This is a genomic window from Cupriavidus gilardii (assembly GCF_017598945.1).
Taxonomy (GTDB): domain Bacteria; phylum Pseudomonadota; class Gammaproteobacteria; order Burkholderiales; family Burkholderiaceae; genus Cupriavidus; species Cupriavidus gilardii_E.
On record NZ_JAGFTW010000030.1, the window covers coordinates 103,219 to 120,050 of the forward strand.

Consider the following 16,832-nt stretch of genomic DNA (forward strand, 5'->3'; position numbering starts at 1 on the left):
GTCCCTGGCGTGCGCAGGCAAACCGGCGAGGATCGCCCGCAGAAGGATGGCTCGCCGGCCCATCACTGAGGAGGATTCAATCGTGTGGAGTCAAGTCTACGACCCGCTCGGCAGCATGGCCCTGTCCACGCTCGCCGCGGGCGTGCCAGTCGCGGTGCTGTTGGGTGCGCTGGCGTTCTTTCATCTGCAGGCCCATCTGGCCGCCGGATTGGCGCTGGTGGTCGGCGTCGTGGTCGCCTCGGCGATCTTCGGCATGCCCGCCGCCATGGCCGGCAAGGCCGCCGGTCTGGGCATCGCTTCCGGCCTGTTCCCGATCGGCTGGATCGTGCTGAACATCATCTTCCTGCACCGGCTGACCACGCTGAACGGCTCGTTCAAGGTGCTGCAGGGCTCGATCGCCGGCATCACCGAGGACAGGCGCCTGCAGCTGCTGCTGGTCGCGTTCAGCTTCGGCGCCTTCTTCGAGGGCGCGGCCGGCTTCGGCACGCCGGTGGCGGTGACCGGCGCGATCCTGATCGGCCTGGGCTTCTCGCCGCTGGCCGCCTCGGGCCTGGCGCTGATCGCCAATACCGCGCCGGTGGCCTACGGCGCGCTGGGCTCGCCGATCATCGCGCTGTCGGCGGTGACCGGCCTTGACCTGCTGGACCTGTCCGCGATGATCGGCCGTCAGCTGCCGCTGTTCTCGGTGCTGGTGCCGTTCTGGCTGATCTGGGCCTTTGCCGGCTTCCGCGGCATGCTGGAAGTCTGGCCCGCCATCCTGGTGGCCGGCGTCAGCTTCGCGATCCCGCAGTTCCTGGTGTCGAACTACCACGGCCCGTGGCTGGTGGACGTGATCGCCGCGCTGGTGTCGATGGGCTCGCTGGCGCTGTTCCTGAAGGTGTGGAAGCCGAAGAAGATCTGGACCACCACCAAGATCCTCGGCCGCCACGACGAATCGAAGGTCGACGATCCGGAGGCGGTCGCCGCCGAGGCGCGCGCCAATGCTGCCGCCGCCGGCATCTCGACCGCCAAGGCATGGATGCCGTGGGTGATCCTGACCGTGTTCGTCTTCATCTGGGGCGTGCCGCAGATCAAGAAGGCGTTCGACGCGATCTGGTCGTGGAAGTACGCGATCCCGGGCCTGGACAAGGCCGTGCTGAAGGTGCCGCCGGTGGTGCCGCAGCAGGTCGCCGAGGCCGCGGTGTTCAACTTCAACGTGCTGTCGATGGCGGGCACCGGCATCCTGGTCGCCGCCGTGGTCGGCGGTCTGCTGATGGGCTACTCGGTCCCGCGCCTGCTGCGCGAGTACTGGAACACCATCAAGCTGGTGCGCTACTCGCTGCTGACCATCTGCGCGATGTTCGGCGTCGGCTACCTGACCCGCTATTCGGGCCTGGACGCGACGCTGGGCCTGGCGTTTGCCCACACCGGCGTGTTCTACCCGCTGTTCGGCACCATGCTGGGCTGGCTGGGCGTGGCGCTGACCGGCTCGGACACCGCGTCGAACGTGCTGTTCGGCGGGCTGCAGAAGACCACCGCCGAGCAGCTGGGCCTGTCGCCAGTGTTGATGGCCTCGGCCAACAGCTCGGGCGGCGTGATGGGCAAGATGATCGACGCGCAGTCGATCGTGGTCGCCTCGACCGCGACCAAGTGGTACGGCCACGAGGGCGACATCCTGCGCTACGTGTTCTTCCACTCGGTCGTGCTGGCGATTCTGGTGGGCCTGTTCGTCACGCTGCAGGCCTATGTGGAGCCGTTCACGCGGATGGTGATCCACTGACGCTCGCGTCTTGCAGCCAACCTGGCAACAAACTCCGCCCCGCCTTGCGCGGGGCTTTTTTATGGGGCGGCAAATCGGCGCGCCGGACGCGGACGCTCGGATCGCTCGGATCGCTCAGATCGCGCAGGTCCGAAAGCCGACGAAGGCCGCGTCTTCCTCGGGCGCCAGCGCCAGCCGGGCGCGCGCATGGCGCAGCCGCGTCGGCCCGACAAAGCAGGCGCCGCGCACGGCCTGACAGATACCGAACTGGGCCTGCATCGCGCTATTGCCGGGACCGGGGCGCGACGGCCCGTCGCCGAAGCCCGCATAAGGTTCGTAAGGCGTCGCGGTCCATTCGCGCACCATGCCCCAGCGAAAGCCGCCGCGATTCTGCACCGCGGCCATTTCCCACTCGACTTCCGCCGGCAGGCGACGGCCGGCCCATGCGCACCAGGCCTGCGCTTCGTACAGCGTCACGTGCCGCACCGCCTCGTCGGGATTGAGCGTGCGCAGCGTGTCGAAGCGCAGCGCCATCCAGGCGCGCGTCTGCGCATGACGCTCCCAGTAGCGCGGCGCCGAGCGCTCCTGCGTCATCAGCCACTGGCGGCCGGCGGGCGACCACCAGTTGGGCCGTTCGTAGCCGCCATCGTCGACGAATTCGAGATACTGCGCGTTGGTGACCGGCGCGGCGTCGATCTCGAAGGCCGGTACATAGGTCGGCTGCGCGGGCAATTCGTCGGGCATCGCGAAGCCGCCAGCCTCGCTCCAGCCCTGCGTGAAACGGCCGCCGGGAAACTGCAGCGTGCCGGCGTCGGGCACGCTGACCGGCGAGCGGGTCAAGGTCGGATCGTCGGGGGCCATCGCCAGCGCCTGCAGCAGCGCCGCGATGCGCTCGATCTGTGCGTCCTCGTGCTGCAGGGCCCGGCGGAACGGGTACAGCGTGTCGTCGCCATCGTCGGGCAGCAGCGCGATCCGGCGCAGCACCGCGTCGAGCACCGAGGCCGCGTAGTGCTTCAGCGTGGCGACGTCGGGCAAGGCGATTTCCCAGCGCGCATCGGGACCGATCCGCTCCGGATCGAACCATTCGTCCGCGCCGTCGAGCATCGCGGGGACGGCCGGCACCGGCAGCAATACGCCGCCGCGGTCCAGCCATTGCACCTCGCGCAGGCACCACCATTCGGCGTGCCACGCCAGATGGCCGAGCGTCCAGAGCGGCGGATCGGCGTCGTACTGGCGCGGCACGATCCAGCCGCGCCGGGCCGCGCCGAAGGCGGACAACCACGCCAGCGTGCGGTTGCGGCTGTCGACCAGCGCCTGCGCCAGCCCCTCGCGCGGCAGGCGCCGCGCGTCGCTCCAGTCGTGCCGGCCGCCGGTGAAATACAGATCGGGAAGCATGGTGAAGCCGCTCATCGGTTGCCCGCCTTGTCAAAAGCCGCTGGAAAAACCGCTCGCAGCGCGGCGGCATGTCAGCGGACATTATGACACCGCGGTTTTCCCTCCCTGTTCCCTGCTCCTTCCGGCTGGTCTGCGCCCTCGCCCTTCCCTCAGGCCGTCACCCGCGCGTGGAACACCGCGAACCATTGCCGCGCGTCGGTCCAGCAGACCGGATCGGCAAAGCCCGCATCCTCGAGCAGCGCGGCAAACCCTTCGACGCGGTACTTGTGCGAGTCCTCGGTATGGATGCGCTCGCCGGCATGGAAGGCGCGGCCCCCGCCCGTCCAGTGCACCTCGACATCGCGCACCGCTTCCAGGTGCATCTGGATACGGGATCCCTGGCGATCGAAGCTGGCGACATGGCGCCAGTCGGCCAGCACGAAATTCGCATCGATGGCGCGATTGATATTGCGCAGCACGTTGCGGTTGAACGCCGCGGTCACGCCCAGCGCATCGTCGTAGGCCGAAACCAGCTGCGCCTCGTCCTTGAGCAGATCGACGCCGATCAGCACGCCATCGCCAGGCCGCGCCGCCGCACGCAGCCGCTGCAGCAGCGCCAGCGCGGCATCGGGCGCGAAGTTGCCGATGCTCGAGCCCGGATAGAAGAACAGCCGCCGGCCCTGCCGGATCGGCGCCGGCAGCGCGAGCGGCGCGCACAGGTCGGCGCCCAGTCCCATCATCGGAATCTGCGGATGCTGCTGCTGCAGGCCGGCCAGCGTGTCGCGCAGAAAGTCGACCGAGATATCGAGCGCGACGTATTGAGCGGGACGCAGCACGCCGAACAGCCTGGCCGCCTTCTGGCAATTGCCGGCCCCGAGGTCGATCAGCACCCCGCCGCTGCCGCAGCGCGCGCCGATCGCGGCGGCATGGGCGGCGAAGACTTCGGCCTCGGTACGGGTCGGGTAGTACTCGGGCAAGGCGGTGATCGCCTCGAACAAACGCGAGCCCAGCACGTCGTAGAAATGCTTGGGCTGGACGCTGGCGTGCGGCGCCAGCAGGCCCTCGATCAGATCGGCCCGTTCGGCCTCGTCGTCGTGGCGGTACTGCTGCACGAAGGCGAGCGCGTTGCCGATGCGGGCTTGCGCCCTTGCCAGCGAAGAGGCCGTGGGCGGGGCAGCGTTGGGAGATGAAGCGGACGAAGCGGAGGACGCGGTGGAAGCGGTGGACGATGAAGACGAGGAGCGCGATCCGGCGTCCTGCCGGACAAGGCGCGATGGCATACCGAACGGGTCAGCCGGCATAGGGTTCTTCCTTCTGGTCGGTTGATGTGGCTGGATGCAAGTCTGCGTACTGCACAACCCCGAACCCCCGGTCACACCGGCGCGGCTGGCGCCCGGTGCCGGCAGGAGACACGCCGCCATTGCTGTCCGGCGGCGCATCGGCCACTGCCGATCCGGTAAGAATAGACGCTATCGGCGCAGGCTGCCTGTCGCCTTGCCGCCTACGGGCACCGTTCGCGGCGCCGGCGCGCCCCGTGCCATGGCCGTGCGCGAGGGTAAACGCCATTTGCCGCAAAGGCGACAATCGCCATCGACCTCGTTTATAATCCGTGCCCAAGCAAGGCCGACCACGGCCAAGCCCCTTCAAAGGGGAGTAGCTCCAGGGCAGCCCGCCCTTAGCACAATCGTCATTACGAGCGCCGCGTCCCCATTGCGGCCTCCGGTTGTGCTGACCGTACCGGCGACATCGCGATATCGCCGGTCGGTCGAGCAAGACCTTTGCAACCTGGATTCATGGTTTGCAGAGGCTCCCGTCCGCGGCTGCATGACTCCAGGCGAACCTGTATTTCACGTTTCCAATAGGAGAGTTCATGGAGTGGCTTACCGATCTGTTCACGATGCAGTTTCTGACGGCACTGCTGTCGATCGTCGTCATCGACCTGGTGCTCGCTGGCGACAATGCCATCGTGATCGCGCTGGCGGCGCGTAACCTGCCGCCGCATCTGCAAAAGAAGGCCATCGTCTGGGGCACCATCGGTGCCGTGGTGGTGCGTTCGGCCATGACCATCGGCGTGGTCTGGCTGCTGAAGATTCCGGGCCTGATGCTGGTCGGCGGCCTGGCGCTGGTGTGGATCGCCTACAAGCTGCTGTCGGACGACAGCGGCGAGGACGAGCATGGCGCCCCGGCCACCACGCTGGCCGGCGCGATGAAGACCATCATCATCGCCGACGCCGTGATGGGCGTCGACAACGTGCTGGCCGTGGCCGGTGCCGCCCACGGCAGCTTCCTGCTGGTGGTGCTGGGCCTGCTGATCTCGATCCCGATCGTGGTCTGGGGCTCGCGCCTGGTGCTCAAGCTGATGACCCGCTACCCGGTCATCATCTACCTGGGCGCCGGCGTGCTGGCGTTCACCGCGGTCAAGATGATCCTGGGCGAGCCCCTGATCAAGCCGTTCTTCGCCGCCAACCAGGCGCTGGCATGGCTGCTCTACATCGTGATCATCGGCGGCGTGCTCGGTGCCGGCTATATGGTGCAGAAGCGCCGTTCGCCGACGGCGGAAAGCCACTAAGCAGCATCCGGTCGTCCCCGCCTTCGCGGGGAGGATCAGGTAGATCAAGGGGCGGCTCCATCGGGGCCGCCCTTTTTTCATGCCGGCGCCCCTTCGGGACGCATCGGCTAGAATGACGGCCTGGCCCGCATGCCGTTGCGCTGCGGCCCTTTTTCCTTTCCGACGCCGATGAAACAGTATCTCGACTTCATGCGCCATGTGTACGAGCATGGCACCGTCAAGGCGGACCGCACCGGCACCGGCACGCGCTCGGTGTTCGGCTATCAGATGCGCTTCGACCTGCGCGAAGGCTTCCCGGTGGTCACCACCAAGAAGCTGCATCTGAAGTCGATCATTTATGAGCTGCTGTGGTTTCTGCAGGGCTCGACCAATGTGCGTTGGCTGCAGGAAAACGGCGTCACGATCTGGGACGAGTGGGCCGACGAGAACGGCGAGCTCGGCCCGATCTACGGCTACCAATGGCGTTCGTGGCCGGCGCCGAACGGCGAGCATATCGACCAGATCGCCCAGCTGATCGCGCAGATCCGCAGCAACCCGGATTCGCGCCGGCTGATCGTGTCGGCCTGGAACGTCGGCGACATCCCGCGCATGAAGCTGCCGCCCTGCCACGCGTTCTTCCAGTTCTACGTGGCCGACGGCCGGCTGTCGTGCCAGCTGTATCAGCGCAGCGCCGACATCTTCCTCGGCGTGCCGTTCAATATCGCCAGCTATGCGCTGCTGACGCACATGATCGCGCAGCAGACCGGACTCGAAGTCGGCGACTTCGTCTGGACCGGCGGCGACTGCCACATCTACAGCAATCACGAGGAACAGGTGCGCACGCAGCTCGCGCGCGAGCCGATGGCGCTGCCGAAGCTGGAGATCCTGCGCAAGCCCGACTCGATCTTCGACTATCGCTACGAGGACTTCGCGCTGGTGGGCTACCAATCGCATCCGGCCATCAAGGCCCCGGTCGCGGTATGACGCTGCTGACGCTGATCGTCGCGCGCGCGCGCAATGGCGTGATCGGCCGCGACAACACGCTGCCGTGGCGGCTGCCCGAGGATCTCGCCCACTTCAAGCGCACCACGATGGGCGCGCCGGTGATCATGGGCCGCAAGACCTGGGAGTCGATCGGCCGGCCGCTGCCGGGCCGCCGCAATATCGTGGTCAGCCGCAATCCCGAACTGCGGCTCGACGGCGCGGAAATCGCGTCCTCGCTCGAGGATGCGCTGCGCCTGTGTGTCGGCGTCGAACAGGCGTTCCTGATCGGCGGTGCCCAGCTCTACACGGAGGCGCTGCCCAGCGCCGACCGGCTGATCGTCACCGAGATCGACGCCGAGTTCGAGGGCGATGCGCACTTCCCCGAGATCGACCCGCAGCGCTGGATCGCCACCGAGCGCGAACGGCACCATTCCGAGGCGAATGGCTTCGACTATGCGTTCGTGACGTACGAACGGGCGCCGGAGTAGGCGGTAGCGGGAACGAGCCAGTGCTGAAGCGACGGCACCGGCGATTATGGTGCTCCCTCTCCCGCTTGCGGGAGAGGGGAGAACACCTCCGGCTTCGCTCGAGCGATCGAGCTTCCCGCTCAATTCCCCGCAATCGTCATCTGCTCGATCAGGATCGAGCCGGTCTCCTTGGTGCCGCGCACCAGCGTGTCCGCCCCGATCGCGACGATCTGGCGGAACATCTCGGCCATATTGCCGGCGATCGTGATTTCCTCGACCGGATACTGGATCACGCCGTTCTCGACCCAGTAGCCCGACGCGCCGCGCGAATAATCGCCGGTCACGTAGTTGACCCCCTGCCCCATCAGTTCGGTCACCAGCAGGCCGGTGCCCAGCTTGCGCAGCATCGCCGGGAAATCGTCGCCCGGCTCGGTCAGCTTGCTGGTCAGCGTCAGGTTGTGCGAGCCGCCGGCATTGCCGGTGGTCTGCATGCCGAGCTTGCGGGCTGAATAGGTCGACAGGAAATAGCCCTGCACCACGCCGTCGCGCACCACGTCGCGCGCGCGGGTCTTGACGCCCTCCTCGTCGAACGGCGCGCTGCCCATCGCGCCCTGCACGTGGGGGCGCTCGTGGATGTCGATATGCGGGGCGAACACCGCCTTGCCCAGCGTGTCGTACAGGAAGGTCGACTTGCGATACAGCGCGCCGCCGGACACCGCCTGCACGAAGGCGCCGAGCAGTCCCGCCGCCAGCGGGGCTTCGAACAGCACCGGGCAGCGGCGCGTCGACACCTTGCGCGCATGCAGCCGCGCCAACGCGCGTTCGGCGGCGTAGCGGCCGATCGCTTCGGGCTCGGCCAGCGCTTCCGGCGCGCGCTTGGACGAATACCAGTCGTCGCGCTGCATGCCGCCGCCGCTGCCGGCGATCGGCGCGCACGAGATGAAATGGCGCGAATACGGATAGCCCCCGACGAAGCCGCGCGAGGTCGCCAGCACGAACTGCGAATGCTGCGCCGACACGCTGGCGCCGTCGCTGTTGCGGATGCGCGGCGACACCGCGAAGGCTGCGGCCTCGGCGCGGCGCGCGATCTCGATGGCCTGCTCGGCGTCGATGGCCCAGGGGTGGTACAGGTCCAGATCGAGCGGATCGCGTTCGAGCAGCTCTTCTTCGGCCAGACCCGCGCAATCGTCCTCTGCGGTGAAGCGCGCGATGTTGTAGGCGGCCTCGGCGGTGGCGCGCAGCGCGGCCGGCGAAAAGTCCGAGGTGCTGGCATTGCCGCGCCGCTTGCCGATCATCACGGTGACGCCGACCACCTTGTCGCGGTTCTGCTCGATCGTCTCGACCTCGCCCTTGCGCACCGAGACCGACAGGCCGCTGCCCTCGGAGATCTCGGTGGCGGCATCGGTGGCGCCCAGTTCGCGGGCGACGCGCAGCACATCGGCTGCCATTTCGCTCAGTTGCGCCTGGGTGTAGGTGAAGTGGACGTTCTGGTCGGTCATGAGATCGGACATGCGTGAGTCTGGCGTAGTAAGTCTGGCGATGTAGGCTGGCGCAGGTCGCGCAGCAGAGGCGATGCCGGCGTCGAGCCGGAAGCCCGGGAAGGCAAACTGAAACCCAAACGGGAATCATAGCAAGATAAAATGCCGCCCATGACGCGACATCCCCGCCACTCCCCCGGCGCCGGCTTTCCCGGCGCCTTTGCCCCCGAGCCCGACGACGACTCGCCCAAGAGCAAATCCCAGCGCAAGCGCGACATGCATGCGCTGCAGGACCTGGGCACCGAGCTCGAGGCGCTGCCCAAGGACCGGCTGGCGCGCGTGCCGATGCCCGAGGTGCTCGAGGACGCCATCCGCGAGGCCCGGCGCATCACCAGCCACGAAGGCAAGCGCCGCCAGATGCAGTATGTCGGCAAGGTGATGCGCGGCCTGAACGACGACGAGATCGATGCGATCCGGCGCGCGCTGGACGGCTTCAAGGGCACCAGCAAGGCCGAGACCGCCCGGCTGCATCTGATCGAGCGCTGGCGCGAGCTGCTGCTCAAGGACGACGAGGCGCTGACGCGTTTCCTCGCCGAGCATCCTGCGGTCGACGTACAGGCCCTGCGCAGCCTGATCCGCAACGCGCGCAAGGAGCAGCAGCTGAACAAGCCGCCGCGCCACTTCCGCGAGCTGTTCCAGGCCATCAAGAGCGCGCTCGAGGCGCGCCAGCAGCCCGACGCGGCGCCCGCCGCGCCGTCAACCGGAGAGGATCAGGAGCCCGCATGAGCGACCTTCCCCACACCACCAGCCAGCCTGCTGTGCAGCCTGTCGCCCGTCGCCATCCCGACGAACTGATCGTCGGCTTCGTGTCGATCTCGGACCGCGCCTCGGCGGGCACCTATCAGGACGAAGGCATTCCCGCGCTGCGCGACTGGTTCGGCCGCACGCTGACCTCGCCGTGGCAGGGCGTCGACCGGCTGATTCCCGACGAACAGGCGCAGATCTCCCGCACGCTGATCGAACTGGTCGACGTGGCCGGCTGCGATCTGGTGCTGACGACCGGCGGCACCGGCCCGGCGCGCCGTGACGTGACGCCCGAAGCCACGCTGGCCGTCGCCACCAAGGAGATGCCGGGCTTTGGCGAACAAATGCGCCAGGTCAGCCTGCATTTCGTGCCGACCGCGATCCTGTCGCGCCAGGTGGCGGTGATCCGCGAAACGCAGAGCCATGCGGCGCTGATCATCAACCTGCCGGGCCAGCCGCGCGCGATCCGCGAAACGCTCGAAGGGCTGCGCGGCGACGACGGCAAGGCGCTGGTGCAGGGCATCTTCGCCGCAGTGCCGTACTGCATCGACCTGATCGGCGGGCCCTACATCGAGACCGACGAGGCCGTGGTCAAGGCCTGGCGGCCCAAGCACGCGATCCGTCAGAAGGGCTGAACGGCGCCGAGGTTGCCCTCTCCCCTGCCCCTCTCCCGCAAGCGGGAGAGGGGAACACCGAGGGCGTTTGCCGGGCTCGCTTCCCTCTCCCGCTTACGGGAGGGGGAACACCGAAGGCATCGGCCGCACTCGCTCCCCTCTCCCGCTTGCGGGGGAGGGGTTGGGGGAGAGGGAAACCCCCCGGCCGATACACCCTACCGCAAACCCAGATAAAGCCCCACCGGCACGAACACCACCGCCGCGATATTGCCCAGCAGCACGATCGAGGCCACCTGATCCGGCTCCTGCCGGAAATGGTCGGCCACCAGGAAATTCAGCACGGCGGGCGGCAGCGCGGCAAAGACGAACAGCAGGCCGCGCTGCAGCTCGGTCAACGGCACCACCGCCGCCAGCGCCAGCGCGCAAACGATGCCGGTCAGCGGGCAGATCACCGCGCCGGCCAGCCCCATGCCCCAGTTGCGCAGATTGACGTCCTTCATCCGCACGCCCAATGCAAACAGCATCAGCGGCACCGTGGCGTCGCCCAGCAGCTTGATCGACTGATAGACCGGATCGGGCAGCGCGAACCACGGCCGCGCCAGCGACAACCCCACGCCGGCGATCGTCGCCAGCACCATCGGGTTGCGCGAAATCTGCGCCAGCGAGGCATGGCGGTTGACGATCTTCAGGCCCAGCGTGAAATGCATCAGGTTGGACGCCGCGAACAGCGCCACCGCGGGGGCCAGTCCGGCCGGCCCGAAGGCAAACACCGACAGCGGCAGCCCCATGTTTCCCGAGTTGTTGAACATCATCGGCGGCACGAAGGTGCGCGGGTCCGCCCCCATCAGCCGCGCCGCGCCCAGCGCCAGCAGGCCCGACCCAAGCACCACGCCCACCGCGCAGGCCAGCAGCGCGAGCTGGTCGGCCAGCACGAATTCCTTGCTGACGAAGGCCGATACCACCAGCAGCGGTGCGATCACGTCGAGCGTGGCGCGATTGATGCCCGCCATGTCGGGATGGGCCTTGCGCCCGTACAGCCAGCCGACCAGGATGATCAGGATGACCGGCGTGATGATCGAGACGATGCGCTCAAGCATGGTGTGAGGAGGACGTGGCGGATCGGTTGTCGTCCCGGCGAATGCGGGGACCCGGTGACTGGCGTGGGCAGGTGAAAACCGTCGGAGCCCCGCCTCCGCGGGGACGACGAGTCAGGGAATCTGCGGCTTCATGCCTCGCCGGTCGGGCTTGCCGCGCCCTGCTGCTCGGCCTGGCTGCTGCGAATGAAATGCGTGCGGTAGTAACGCAGTTCCTCGATCGATTCGAGGATGTCGGCCAGCGCCGTATGCAGCTGGCGCTTGACGAAGCCCTTGTGGATCGCCGGCTCCCAGCGCTTGCACAGCTCCTTCAGCGTCGACACGTCGAGGTTGCGATAGTGGAAGAAGGCCTCGAGCCTGGGCATGTAGCGCGCCATGAAGCGGCGGTCCTGGCAGATCGAATTGCCGCACATCGGCGACTTGCCTGCCGGCACCCAGCGCTTGAGGAAGGCGAGCAGCTCGGTCTCGGCCTGCGCCTCGGTCAGCGTCGATGCCTTGACCTTGTCGATCAGGCCCGAGCGGCCGTGCGTGCCCTTGTTCCAGTTGTCCATTGCATCGAGGACGGCGTCTTCCTGGTGGATCACCAGCACCGGACCCTCGGCCAGGATATGCAGTTCGGAATCGGTGACGACCACCGCGACCTCGATGATGCGGTCGTTCTCGGGCGACAGCCCGGTCATCTCCATATCGAGCCAGACCAGATTGTTTTCGCTCTTGACCGACTTGGCGGGCGTGGCGGAGGCGGGAGCGGGTACGGAGGCGGCGGAACTGGAGCTTGTCATCGGACTGCGAGAGGATCGGATAGCGGGAGGGATTGGAATATCGTGCGCGGGCATCGTGGGCCCTGGCGGGTGTGCCCGGCGCGAAGTCATATAATTCTCGCATATCGATGCACTAGACCGCCCCACAAGGCAAGGACCCGATGTTCACGCTGCTTTTTCTCGTCGCCCTGGTGGTGATGGTGCTCACCAAACTCTGGCTGGCCGCACGCCAGGTTCGCCACGTCGGCCTGCATCGCGACACCGTGCCGCCGCGCTTCGCCGACACCATCTCGCTGGCCGCGCACCGCAAGGCCGCCGACTACACGATCGCCCGCACGCGGCTGTCGATGCTCGAGGTGCTCGCCGGCGCGGCCGTGCTGATCGGCTTCACGCTGCTCGGCGGCCTGCACTGGCTGAACCAGTTCTGGTACGGCACCTTCGGCCCCGGTTATGCCTATGGCGTCGCGCTGATCGCCAGCGTCGCGCTGATCGGCGGGCTGGCCGAGCTGCCCTTCACGCTGTACGCGCAGTTCGGCATCGAACAGCGCTTCGGCTTCAACCGGATGACCTGGCGGCTGTGGCTGCTCGACACGATCAAGATGCTGGTGGTCGCCGCGGTGCTGGGCCTGCCCTTGCTGCTGGCGGTGCTGTGGCTGATGGACCGGACCGGCCCGTGGTGGTGGCTGTGGACCTGGGTCGTATGGATGGCCTTCAACCTGGTGCTGCTGGTGATCTTCCCGACGTGGATCGCGCCGCTGTTCAACAAGTTCGAGCCGCTGACCGACGAGACGCTGAAGCAGCGCATCGAAGCGCTGATGCGGCGCTGCGGCTTCGCCAGCAAGGGCCTGTTCGTGATGGACGGCTCGCGCCGCAGCGCGCACGGCAACGCCTATTTCACCGGCTTCGGCGCCGCCAAGCGCATCGTCTTCTTCGACACGCTGCTGTCGCGGCTGAACGCCGACGAGATCGAAGCCGTGCTCGCGCACGAGCTCGGCCACTTCAAGCGCCGCCATATCGTCAAGCGCATCGTCGTGACGTTCGCGCTGAGCCTGGCCTTCCTGGCGCTGCTGGGCTGGCTGTCGACGCAGGCGTGGTTCTACACGGGCCTGGGCGTGCTGCCGAACCTGATGTCGGACAGCCACGCGCTGGCGCTGGTGCTGTTCTTCCTGACGCTGCCGGTGTTCACCTTCCTGCTTGGCCCGCTGTCGAGCCTGACCTCGCGCCGGCATGAATTCGAGGCCGATGCGTTCGCCGCCGAGCATGCCGATGCCGGTCATCTGGTGTCGGCGCTGGTCAAGCTGTACAAGGACAATGCCTCGACGCTGACGCCCGATCCGCTCTACAGCGCGTTCTACTATTCGCACCCGCCCGCGGCGCAGCGTATCGACCGGCTGCTGGCGCACGCATGAGCCGCCCCGCCCGACTTCGTGGCGGCGACGCCGCCGGCCGCGCCGTGCCCAATGCATCGGCGCGCCAATCCACCCGAGAATCCGCACTGATCGTCGCGGCACACGGCCGCCACTATGTGATCGAGCTCGACGACGGCGAGCGCACGCGCATGCATGCGTTTCCGCGCGGCAAGAAGAGCGAATGCGCGGTCGGCGACCGCGTGCGCGTCGAGCGCGCCGCGGCCGATCAGTGCGTGATCGTCGAGGTGGAGCCGCGCCGCAATCTGCTGCATCGCTCCGACCAGTTCAAGTCCAAGCTGCTGGCCGCCAATATCGACCAGGTCGCGATCGTGCTGGCGACCGAGCCGAGCTTTTCCGAGGATCTGCTGGGCCGCGCGCTGGTCTCCGCGGAGGCGCTGGGGATCGCGCCGCTGATCCTGCTGAACAAGACCGATCTGACCGAACGGCTGGAAGAGGCGCGGCGCCGCCTGACGCTGTACCGGCAGCTTGGCTATCCGACCGTCGAGCTGTCGGTGCACGGCAACCCCGACGATGCGCTGGCACAGCTGCGCCCGCTGACCGCCGGGCGCGCAACCATCCTGATCGGCCAGTCCGGCATGGGCAAGTCGTCGCTGCTGAATCTGCTGATTCCCGGGGTGGAGGCGCAAACCCGCGAGATTTCGGCCAAGCTCGATTCGGGCAAGCACACCACGACGTTCACGCGGCTCTACCACCTGCCCGATGACTGGGGCCAGGGCGGCAGCCTGATCGATTCGCCGGGCTTCCAGGAGTTCGGCCTGCACCATCTGTCCGAAGGCATGCTCGAGCGCGCCTTCCCCGAGTTCCGCCCGCGGCTGACCGAATGCCGCTTCTACAACTGCCACCACATCAACGAGCCGGGCTGCGGGGTGCTGGCCTCGGTCGACGCCGGCGGCATCGCGCCGCGGCGGCATCAGCTGTATCTGCAGCTGTTGCACGAGTCGAGGCAGCAGAAGCCGTGGTAAGAAAGCGGTAGGAGATCTCCCCTCTCCCGCTCGCGGGAGAGGGGCCGGGGGAGAGGGCAGCGGCATTGGCCAATGCCGAGGCGGGTTGCACCGCCCCATTCCCTCTCCCCAACCCTCTCCCGCAAGCGGGAGAGGGAGCGGGTGATCGCGTGATTTGCTGCCTCGTCACCGGCCACGTGATAAGGTCTGAAGCATCCCCCCTGCCGGTGACGCCGATGAAACTGCTGCTGTCGACGCCCTCGCTGGTGCATGCGGCGCACTGCCGCAATCTGCTGCTGGCCGCGGGTATCCGTGCGCAACTGCGCAATACCTGGCTGGCCGGGGCGACCGGCGATATTCCGTTTCAGGAGAGCGCGCCGCAGGTGTGGCTGCTCGACGATGCGCGCGAAGAGGAAGCTTGGGCGGTGCTGGATGCCGCTGCCAATCCGGCGCCGGGGCCGCGCTGGCGTTGCGCCCGCTGCAGCGAATGGCACGAGGCGCAGTTCGGCGCCTGCTGGCAGTGCGGCAGTCCGCGGCCTTGAATCGGAGGCGAAACCTGCGCCGGCCGCCTTCGCCGCCAGCCGGACTTGGCGGGACCCTGGCCGGGCCTCAGCCGACCCAGCTCGCCAGCGACAGCATCGCCAGCAGCAGCATCCACAACACCACCGCGCGCCAGACCAGGCCGACCGCCGACTGCAGTGCCCGTACGCCCGGGTCGGCGCCGAGCTCGGGCGCGGCCGGCTCGGGCACGCCGTCATCCTCCATGCCCGGCGCATAGTCGAACGCGGCGCCGGTGCCGGGGCTTGCCAGCACCACGCTGGTGTCGTCCTCGGCCAGCGGCGTGCCGAGCCGCACGCCGAGCGCGCCGCCGCCGCTGGCCAGCAGGATGCCGTTGGTCTCGTCGCGCCACTTGCGCGCATGGTTGCGCCAGGCGTAGACCGCGTCCTCGAAATTGCCGACGATCGCAAAGCCGATCGCGGTCAGCCGCGACGGGATCCAGTCCATCAAATGGAAGGCGCGCGCGGCAAACCGGCCGAACGCCGGGCTGCGCTCGGCCGACGGCAGATTCCATTGCCGCGACAGATACTCGGCGACGCGGTACAGCACCACGCCGGCCGGGCCGATCGGCAGCAGAAACCAGAAGAACACGCCGAACACATGCCGGTGCACGGCGACGATGGCCGCCTCCAGCGTATGGCGGACGATTTCGCTGATCGGCATGTCCACGGTATCGAGCCCGGTCCACTCGTGCAGCAAGGCACGTGCGGTGGCCGGGTCGTCGCGATTGAGCGCGTCGTGGATATCGGTGAAGTAGTGGCTGAACTGCCGGAAGCCCAGCGTCAGGTACAGCAGCAGGACATTCCACGCCAGGGTCAGCGCGACGCTGATCGTCGCCAGCAGATGGTGGACCGCCAGCGCGGCCAGCGTCAGGGGCAGCGCCACCGTCATCCACGCCAGCGCCGCATCGCGCGGCCGGCCGGTATCGAAGGCGCGCTCGGCCCGTTCGGCGAGCGCGCGCACCATCTCGTGAATGGGGTTGTTGCGGCCCAGGGCGCGGAACTGCTCGGCGATCAGCGCAAGAAGGACGGAAACGAAGGTCATCTCGGGTCGAAAATAGGCGGCGAGGCGAGCTGCCGGGGCGGCCCGGACCATGTGCCGGTCCGGGCGCTTATCTATAGCGAGAAGATAGCACAGCGCTTCCGCCTGCCCGGCCGGCGGGACATAGCGTTACACCTCGTTGCCTGTTGCCTCTTGCCTGCCGCCGCCCGCCGTCCCATGCACCCGTCGCCGATCACGGCAGATCGAACACCAGCACCTCGGCGGCATCGCCCTGCGCCAGGCTGACCGCGTCCACGCCTTCGAGCTTGGCTGCGTCGCCGGCCTCCAGCGCCTGGCCGTTGACCGCGACTGCGCCGCGGGCGACATGCACATAGGCGCGCCGGCCCGGCGCAAGCGTCAGCGTCGCGGTCTCGTCGCCATCGAACAGGCCGGCGTAAAGCCGCACGTCCTGATGGATCCGCACCGACCCCTCGGCACCGTCCGGGCTGCCGACCAGGCGCAGCCGGCCGCGCTTGTCTGCCGCGTCGAAATGTTTCTCTTCGTAGCCAGGTTCGATGCCGTTGCGATCCGGCACGATCCAGATCTGCAGAAAATGCGTGGTGTCGTGCGCGGCGTGGTTGTACTCCGAATGCCGCACGCCGGTGCCGGCGCTCATCCGCTGCACGTCGCCGGGGCGGATCACGCTGCCGTTGCCGATGCTGTCCTTGTGGGCCAGCTCGCCCGACAGCACGTAGCTGATGATCTCCATGTCGCGGTGACCATGCGTGCCGAAGCCCATGCCGGGGGCGACGCGGTCTTCGTTGATCACGCGGAGCGGACCGAACTGCACATGGCGAGGATCGAAATAGTCGGCGAACGAGAAGCTGTGATACGACTGAAGCCAACCGTGGTCGGCGTAACCGCGTTCGGCAGACTTGCGAATTTCAATCATTTTGATGTCCTTCCTGGCTGGTGGTCCTCGGCGTTGTCCTGCCGGACTTGCATATGGACCGTCTGTTCTGCAACGATGCTAGGAAGTTTAGGACGCCTGCGCTATATT

At 67.7% G+C, this 16,832-nt stretch carries 16 protein-coding genes; 9 read left to right on the forward strand and 7 right to left on the reverse strand.

Annotated features, from left to right (window positions below):
• Positions 1–82: 82 nt before the first annotated feature.
• Positions 83–1,759: an L-lactate permease gene (locus J5T34_RS10855; protein WP_208579742.1), complete on the forward strand. Its 1,677-nt coding sequence runs from the start codon at positions 83–85 to the stop codon at positions 1,757–1,759.
• Between the two features lie 114 nt (positions 1,760–1,873).
• Here J5T34_RS10855 and J5T34_RS10860 read toward each other — a convergent pair whose 3' ends face one another.
• Together J5T34_RS10860 and egtD are read right to left on the reverse strand one after the other, a co-directional pair.
• Positions 1,874–3,148: an SUMF1/EgtB/PvdO family nonheme iron enzyme gene (locus J5T34_RS10860; RefSeq protein WP_208579743.1), complete on the reverse strand. Its 1,275-nt coding sequence runs from the start codon at positions 3,146–3,148 to the stop codon at positions 1,874–1,876.
• A 134-nt stretch (positions 3,149–3,282) separates the two neighbouring features.
• Positions 3,283–4,392: an L-histidine N(alpha)-methyltransferase gene (gene egtD, locus J5T34_RS10865; protein ID WP_244258820.1), complete on the reverse strand. Its 1,110-nt coding sequence runs from the start codon at positions 4,390–4,392 to the stop codon at positions 3,283–3,285.
• A 590-nt stretch (positions 4,393–4,982) separates the two neighbouring features.
• On the opposite strand from egtD, the gene J5T34_RS10870 reads away from it, so the two are divergent.
• The 3 genes from J5T34_RS10870 (at position 4,983) to J5T34_RS10880 (ending at position 7,132) form a co-directional block, all read left to right on the forward strand.
• On the forward strand, positions 4,983–5,681 hold the full coding sequence (locus J5T34_RS10870) for a TerC family protein (protein WP_208579744.1): 699 nt from the start codon (positions 4,983–4,985) through the stop codon (positions 5,679–5,681).
• Between the two features lie 168 nt (positions 5,682–5,849).
• A complete protein-coding gene (locus tag J5T34_RS10875) occupies positions 5,850–6,644 on the forward strand; it encodes a thymidylate synthase (RefSeq protein WP_208579745.1) in 795 nt (264 codons plus the stop codon).
• Entirely contained in the window at positions 6,641–7,132 is a 492-nt protein-coding gene (locus J5T34_RS10880) for a dihydrofolate reductase (protein WP_208579746.1), read from the forward strand. The genes J5T34_RS10875 and J5T34_RS10880 overlap by 4 nt, the downstream gene beginning before the upstream one ends.
• A gap of 119 nt (positions 7,133–7,251) precedes the next feature.
• On the opposite strand, the gene pmbA is transcribed toward J5T34_RS10880, so the two are convergent.
• Positions 7,252–8,622: a metalloprotease PmbA gene (gene pmbA, locus J5T34_RS10885; RefSeq protein WP_208579747.1), complete on the reverse strand. Its 1,371-nt coding sequence runs from the start codon at positions 8,620–8,622 to the stop codon at positions 7,252–7,254.
• Positions 8,623–8,760: 138 nt separating this feature from the next.
• Here pmbA and yjgA point away from each other — a divergent pair, with 138 nt between their 5' ends.
• The gene (gene yjgA, locus J5T34_RS10890) at positions 8,761–9,375 is read left to right on the forward strand and encodes a ribosome biogenesis factor YjgA (protein ID WP_432207652.1); all 615 of its coding nucleotides are present in this window, start codon (positions 8,761–8,763) and stop codon (positions 9,373–9,375) included.
• Positions 9,372–10,028 carry a molybdopterin adenylyltransferase gene (mog, locus tag J5T34_RS10895; RefSeq protein ID WP_208579749.1) on the forward strand — a complete coding sequence of 219 codons (657 nt, stop codon included), beginning with the start codon at positions 9,372–9,374 and terminating at the stop codon, positions 10,026–10,028. The genes yjgA and mog overlap by 4 nt, the downstream gene beginning before the upstream one ends.
• 194 nt (positions 10,029–10,222) lie before the next feature.
• Here mog and J5T34_RS10900 read toward each other — a convergent pair whose 3' ends face one another.
• Together J5T34_RS10900 and orn are read right to left on the reverse strand one after the other, a co-directional pair.
• A complete protein-coding gene (locus J5T34_RS10900; protein WP_208579750.1) occupies positions 10,223–11,104 on the reverse strand; it encodes an AEC family transporter in 882 nt (293 codons plus the stop codon).
• Between the two features lie 128 nt (positions 11,105–11,232).
• Positions 11,233–11,883, reverse strand: coding sequence for an oligoribonuclease (gene orn, locus J5T34_RS10905; protein ID WP_208579751.1), 651 nt, complete (start codon positions 11,881–11,883; stop codon positions 11,233–11,235).
• A gap of 140 nt (positions 11,884–12,023) precedes the next feature.
• On the opposite strand from orn, the gene J5T34_RS10910 reads away from it, so the two are divergent.
• The 3 genes from J5T34_RS10910 (at position 12,024) to J5T34_RS10920 (ending at position 14,775) form a co-directional block, all read left to right on the forward strand.
• Positions 12,024–13,271 carry a M48 family metallopeptidase gene (locus J5T34_RS10910; protein WP_150084899.1) on the forward strand — a complete coding sequence of 416 codons (1,248 nt, stop codon included), beginning with the start codon at positions 12,024–12,026 and terminating at the stop codon, positions 13,269–13,271.
• Positions 13,268–14,254: a ribosome small subunit-dependent GTPase A gene (gene rsgA, locus J5T34_RS10915; protein WP_208579752.1), complete on the forward strand. Its 987-nt coding sequence runs from the start codon at positions 13,268–13,270 to the stop codon at positions 14,252–14,254. The genes J5T34_RS10910 and rsgA overlap by 4 nt, the downstream gene beginning before the upstream one ends.
• A gap of 215 nt (positions 14,255–14,469) precedes the next feature.
• On the forward strand, positions 14,470–14,775 hold the full coding sequence (locus tag J5T34_RS10920) for a putative signal transducing protein (protein WP_208579753.1): 306 nt from the start codon (positions 14,470–14,472) through the stop codon (positions 14,773–14,775).
• A 67-nt stretch (positions 14,776–14,842) separates the two neighbouring features.
• On the opposite strand, the gene J5T34_RS10925 is transcribed toward J5T34_RS10920, so the two are convergent.
• Together J5T34_RS10925 and J5T34_RS10930 are read right to left on the reverse strand one after the other, a co-directional pair.
• Positions 14,843–15,835 (reverse strand): CobD/CbiB family protein, encoded by a 993-nt coding sequence (locus J5T34_RS10925; RefSeq protein WP_208579754.1) that lies wholly within the window; start codon positions 15,833–15,835, stop codon positions 14,843–14,845.
• Between the two features lie 190 nt (positions 15,836–16,025).
• Positions 16,026–16,724 (reverse strand): pirin family protein, encoded by a 699-nt coding sequence (locus J5T34_RS10930; protein WP_208579755.1) that lies wholly within the window; start codon positions 16,722–16,724, stop codon positions 16,026–16,028.
• Positions 16,725–16,832: the final 108 nt, after the last annotated feature.

Excerpts from the sequence above, each read along its gene's own strand:
- J5T34_RS10925 (WP_208579754.1), bottom strand. The coding sequence starts at position 15,835 with ATGACCTTCGTTTCCGTCCTTCTTGCGCTGATCGCCGAGCAGTTCCGC.
- J5T34_RS10900 (WP_208579750.1), bottom strand. The coding sequence starts at position 11,104 with ATGCTTGAGCGCATCGTCTCGATCATCACGCCGGTCATCCTGATCATC.
- J5T34_RS10870 (WP_208579744.1), top strand. The coding sequence starts at position 4,983 with ATGGAGTGGCTTACCGATCTGTTCACGATGCAGTTTCTGACGGCACTG.
- rsgA (WP_208579752.1), top strand. The coding sequence starts at position 13,268 with ATGAGCCGCCCCGCCCGACTTCGTGGCGGCGACGCCGCCGGCCGCGCC.
- J5T34_RS10875 (WP_208579745.1), top strand. The coding sequence starts at position 5,850 with ATGAAACAGTATCTCGACTTCATGCGCCATGTGTACGAGCATGGCACC.
- J5T34_RS10930 (WP_208579755.1), bottom strand. The coding sequence starts at position 16,724 with ATGATTGAAATTCGCAAGTCTGCCGAACGCGGTTACGCCGACCACGGT.
- J5T34_RS10880 (WP_208579746.1), top strand. The coding sequence starts at position 6,641 with ATGACGCTGCTGACGCTGATCGTCGCGCGCGCGCGCAATGGCGTGATC.
- J5T34_RS10910 (WP_150084899.1), top strand. The coding sequence starts at position 12,024 with ATGTTCACGCTGCTTTTTCTCGTCGCCCTGGTGGTGATGGTGCTCACC.
- J5T34_RS10920 (WP_208579753.1), top strand. The coding sequence starts at position 14,470 with ATGAAACTGCTGCTGTCGACGCCCTCGCTGGTGCATGCGGCGCACTGC.
- pmbA (WP_208579747.1), bottom strand. The coding sequence starts at position 8,622 with ATGTCCGATCTCATGACCGACCAGAACGTCCACTTCACCTACACCCAG.
- J5T34_RS10860 (WP_208579743.1), bottom strand. The coding sequence starts at position 3,148 with ATGAGCGGCTTCACCATGCTTCCCGATCTGTATTTCACCGGCGGCCGG.
- orn (WP_208579751.1), bottom strand. The coding sequence starts at position 11,883 with ATGACAAGCTCCAGTTCCGCCGCCTCCGTACCCGCTCCCGCCTCCGCC.
- egtD (WP_244258820.1), bottom strand. The coding sequence starts at position 4,392 with ATGCCATCGCGCCTTGTCCGGCAGGACGCCGGATCGCGCTCCTCGTCT.
- yjgA (WP_432207652.1), top strand. The coding sequence starts at position 8,761 with ATGACGCGACATCCCCGCCACTCCCCCGGCGCCGGCTTTCCCGGCGCC.
- mog (WP_208579749.1), top strand. The coding sequence starts at position 9,372 with ATGAGCGACCTTCCCCACACCACCAGCCAGCCTGCTGTGCAGCCTGTC.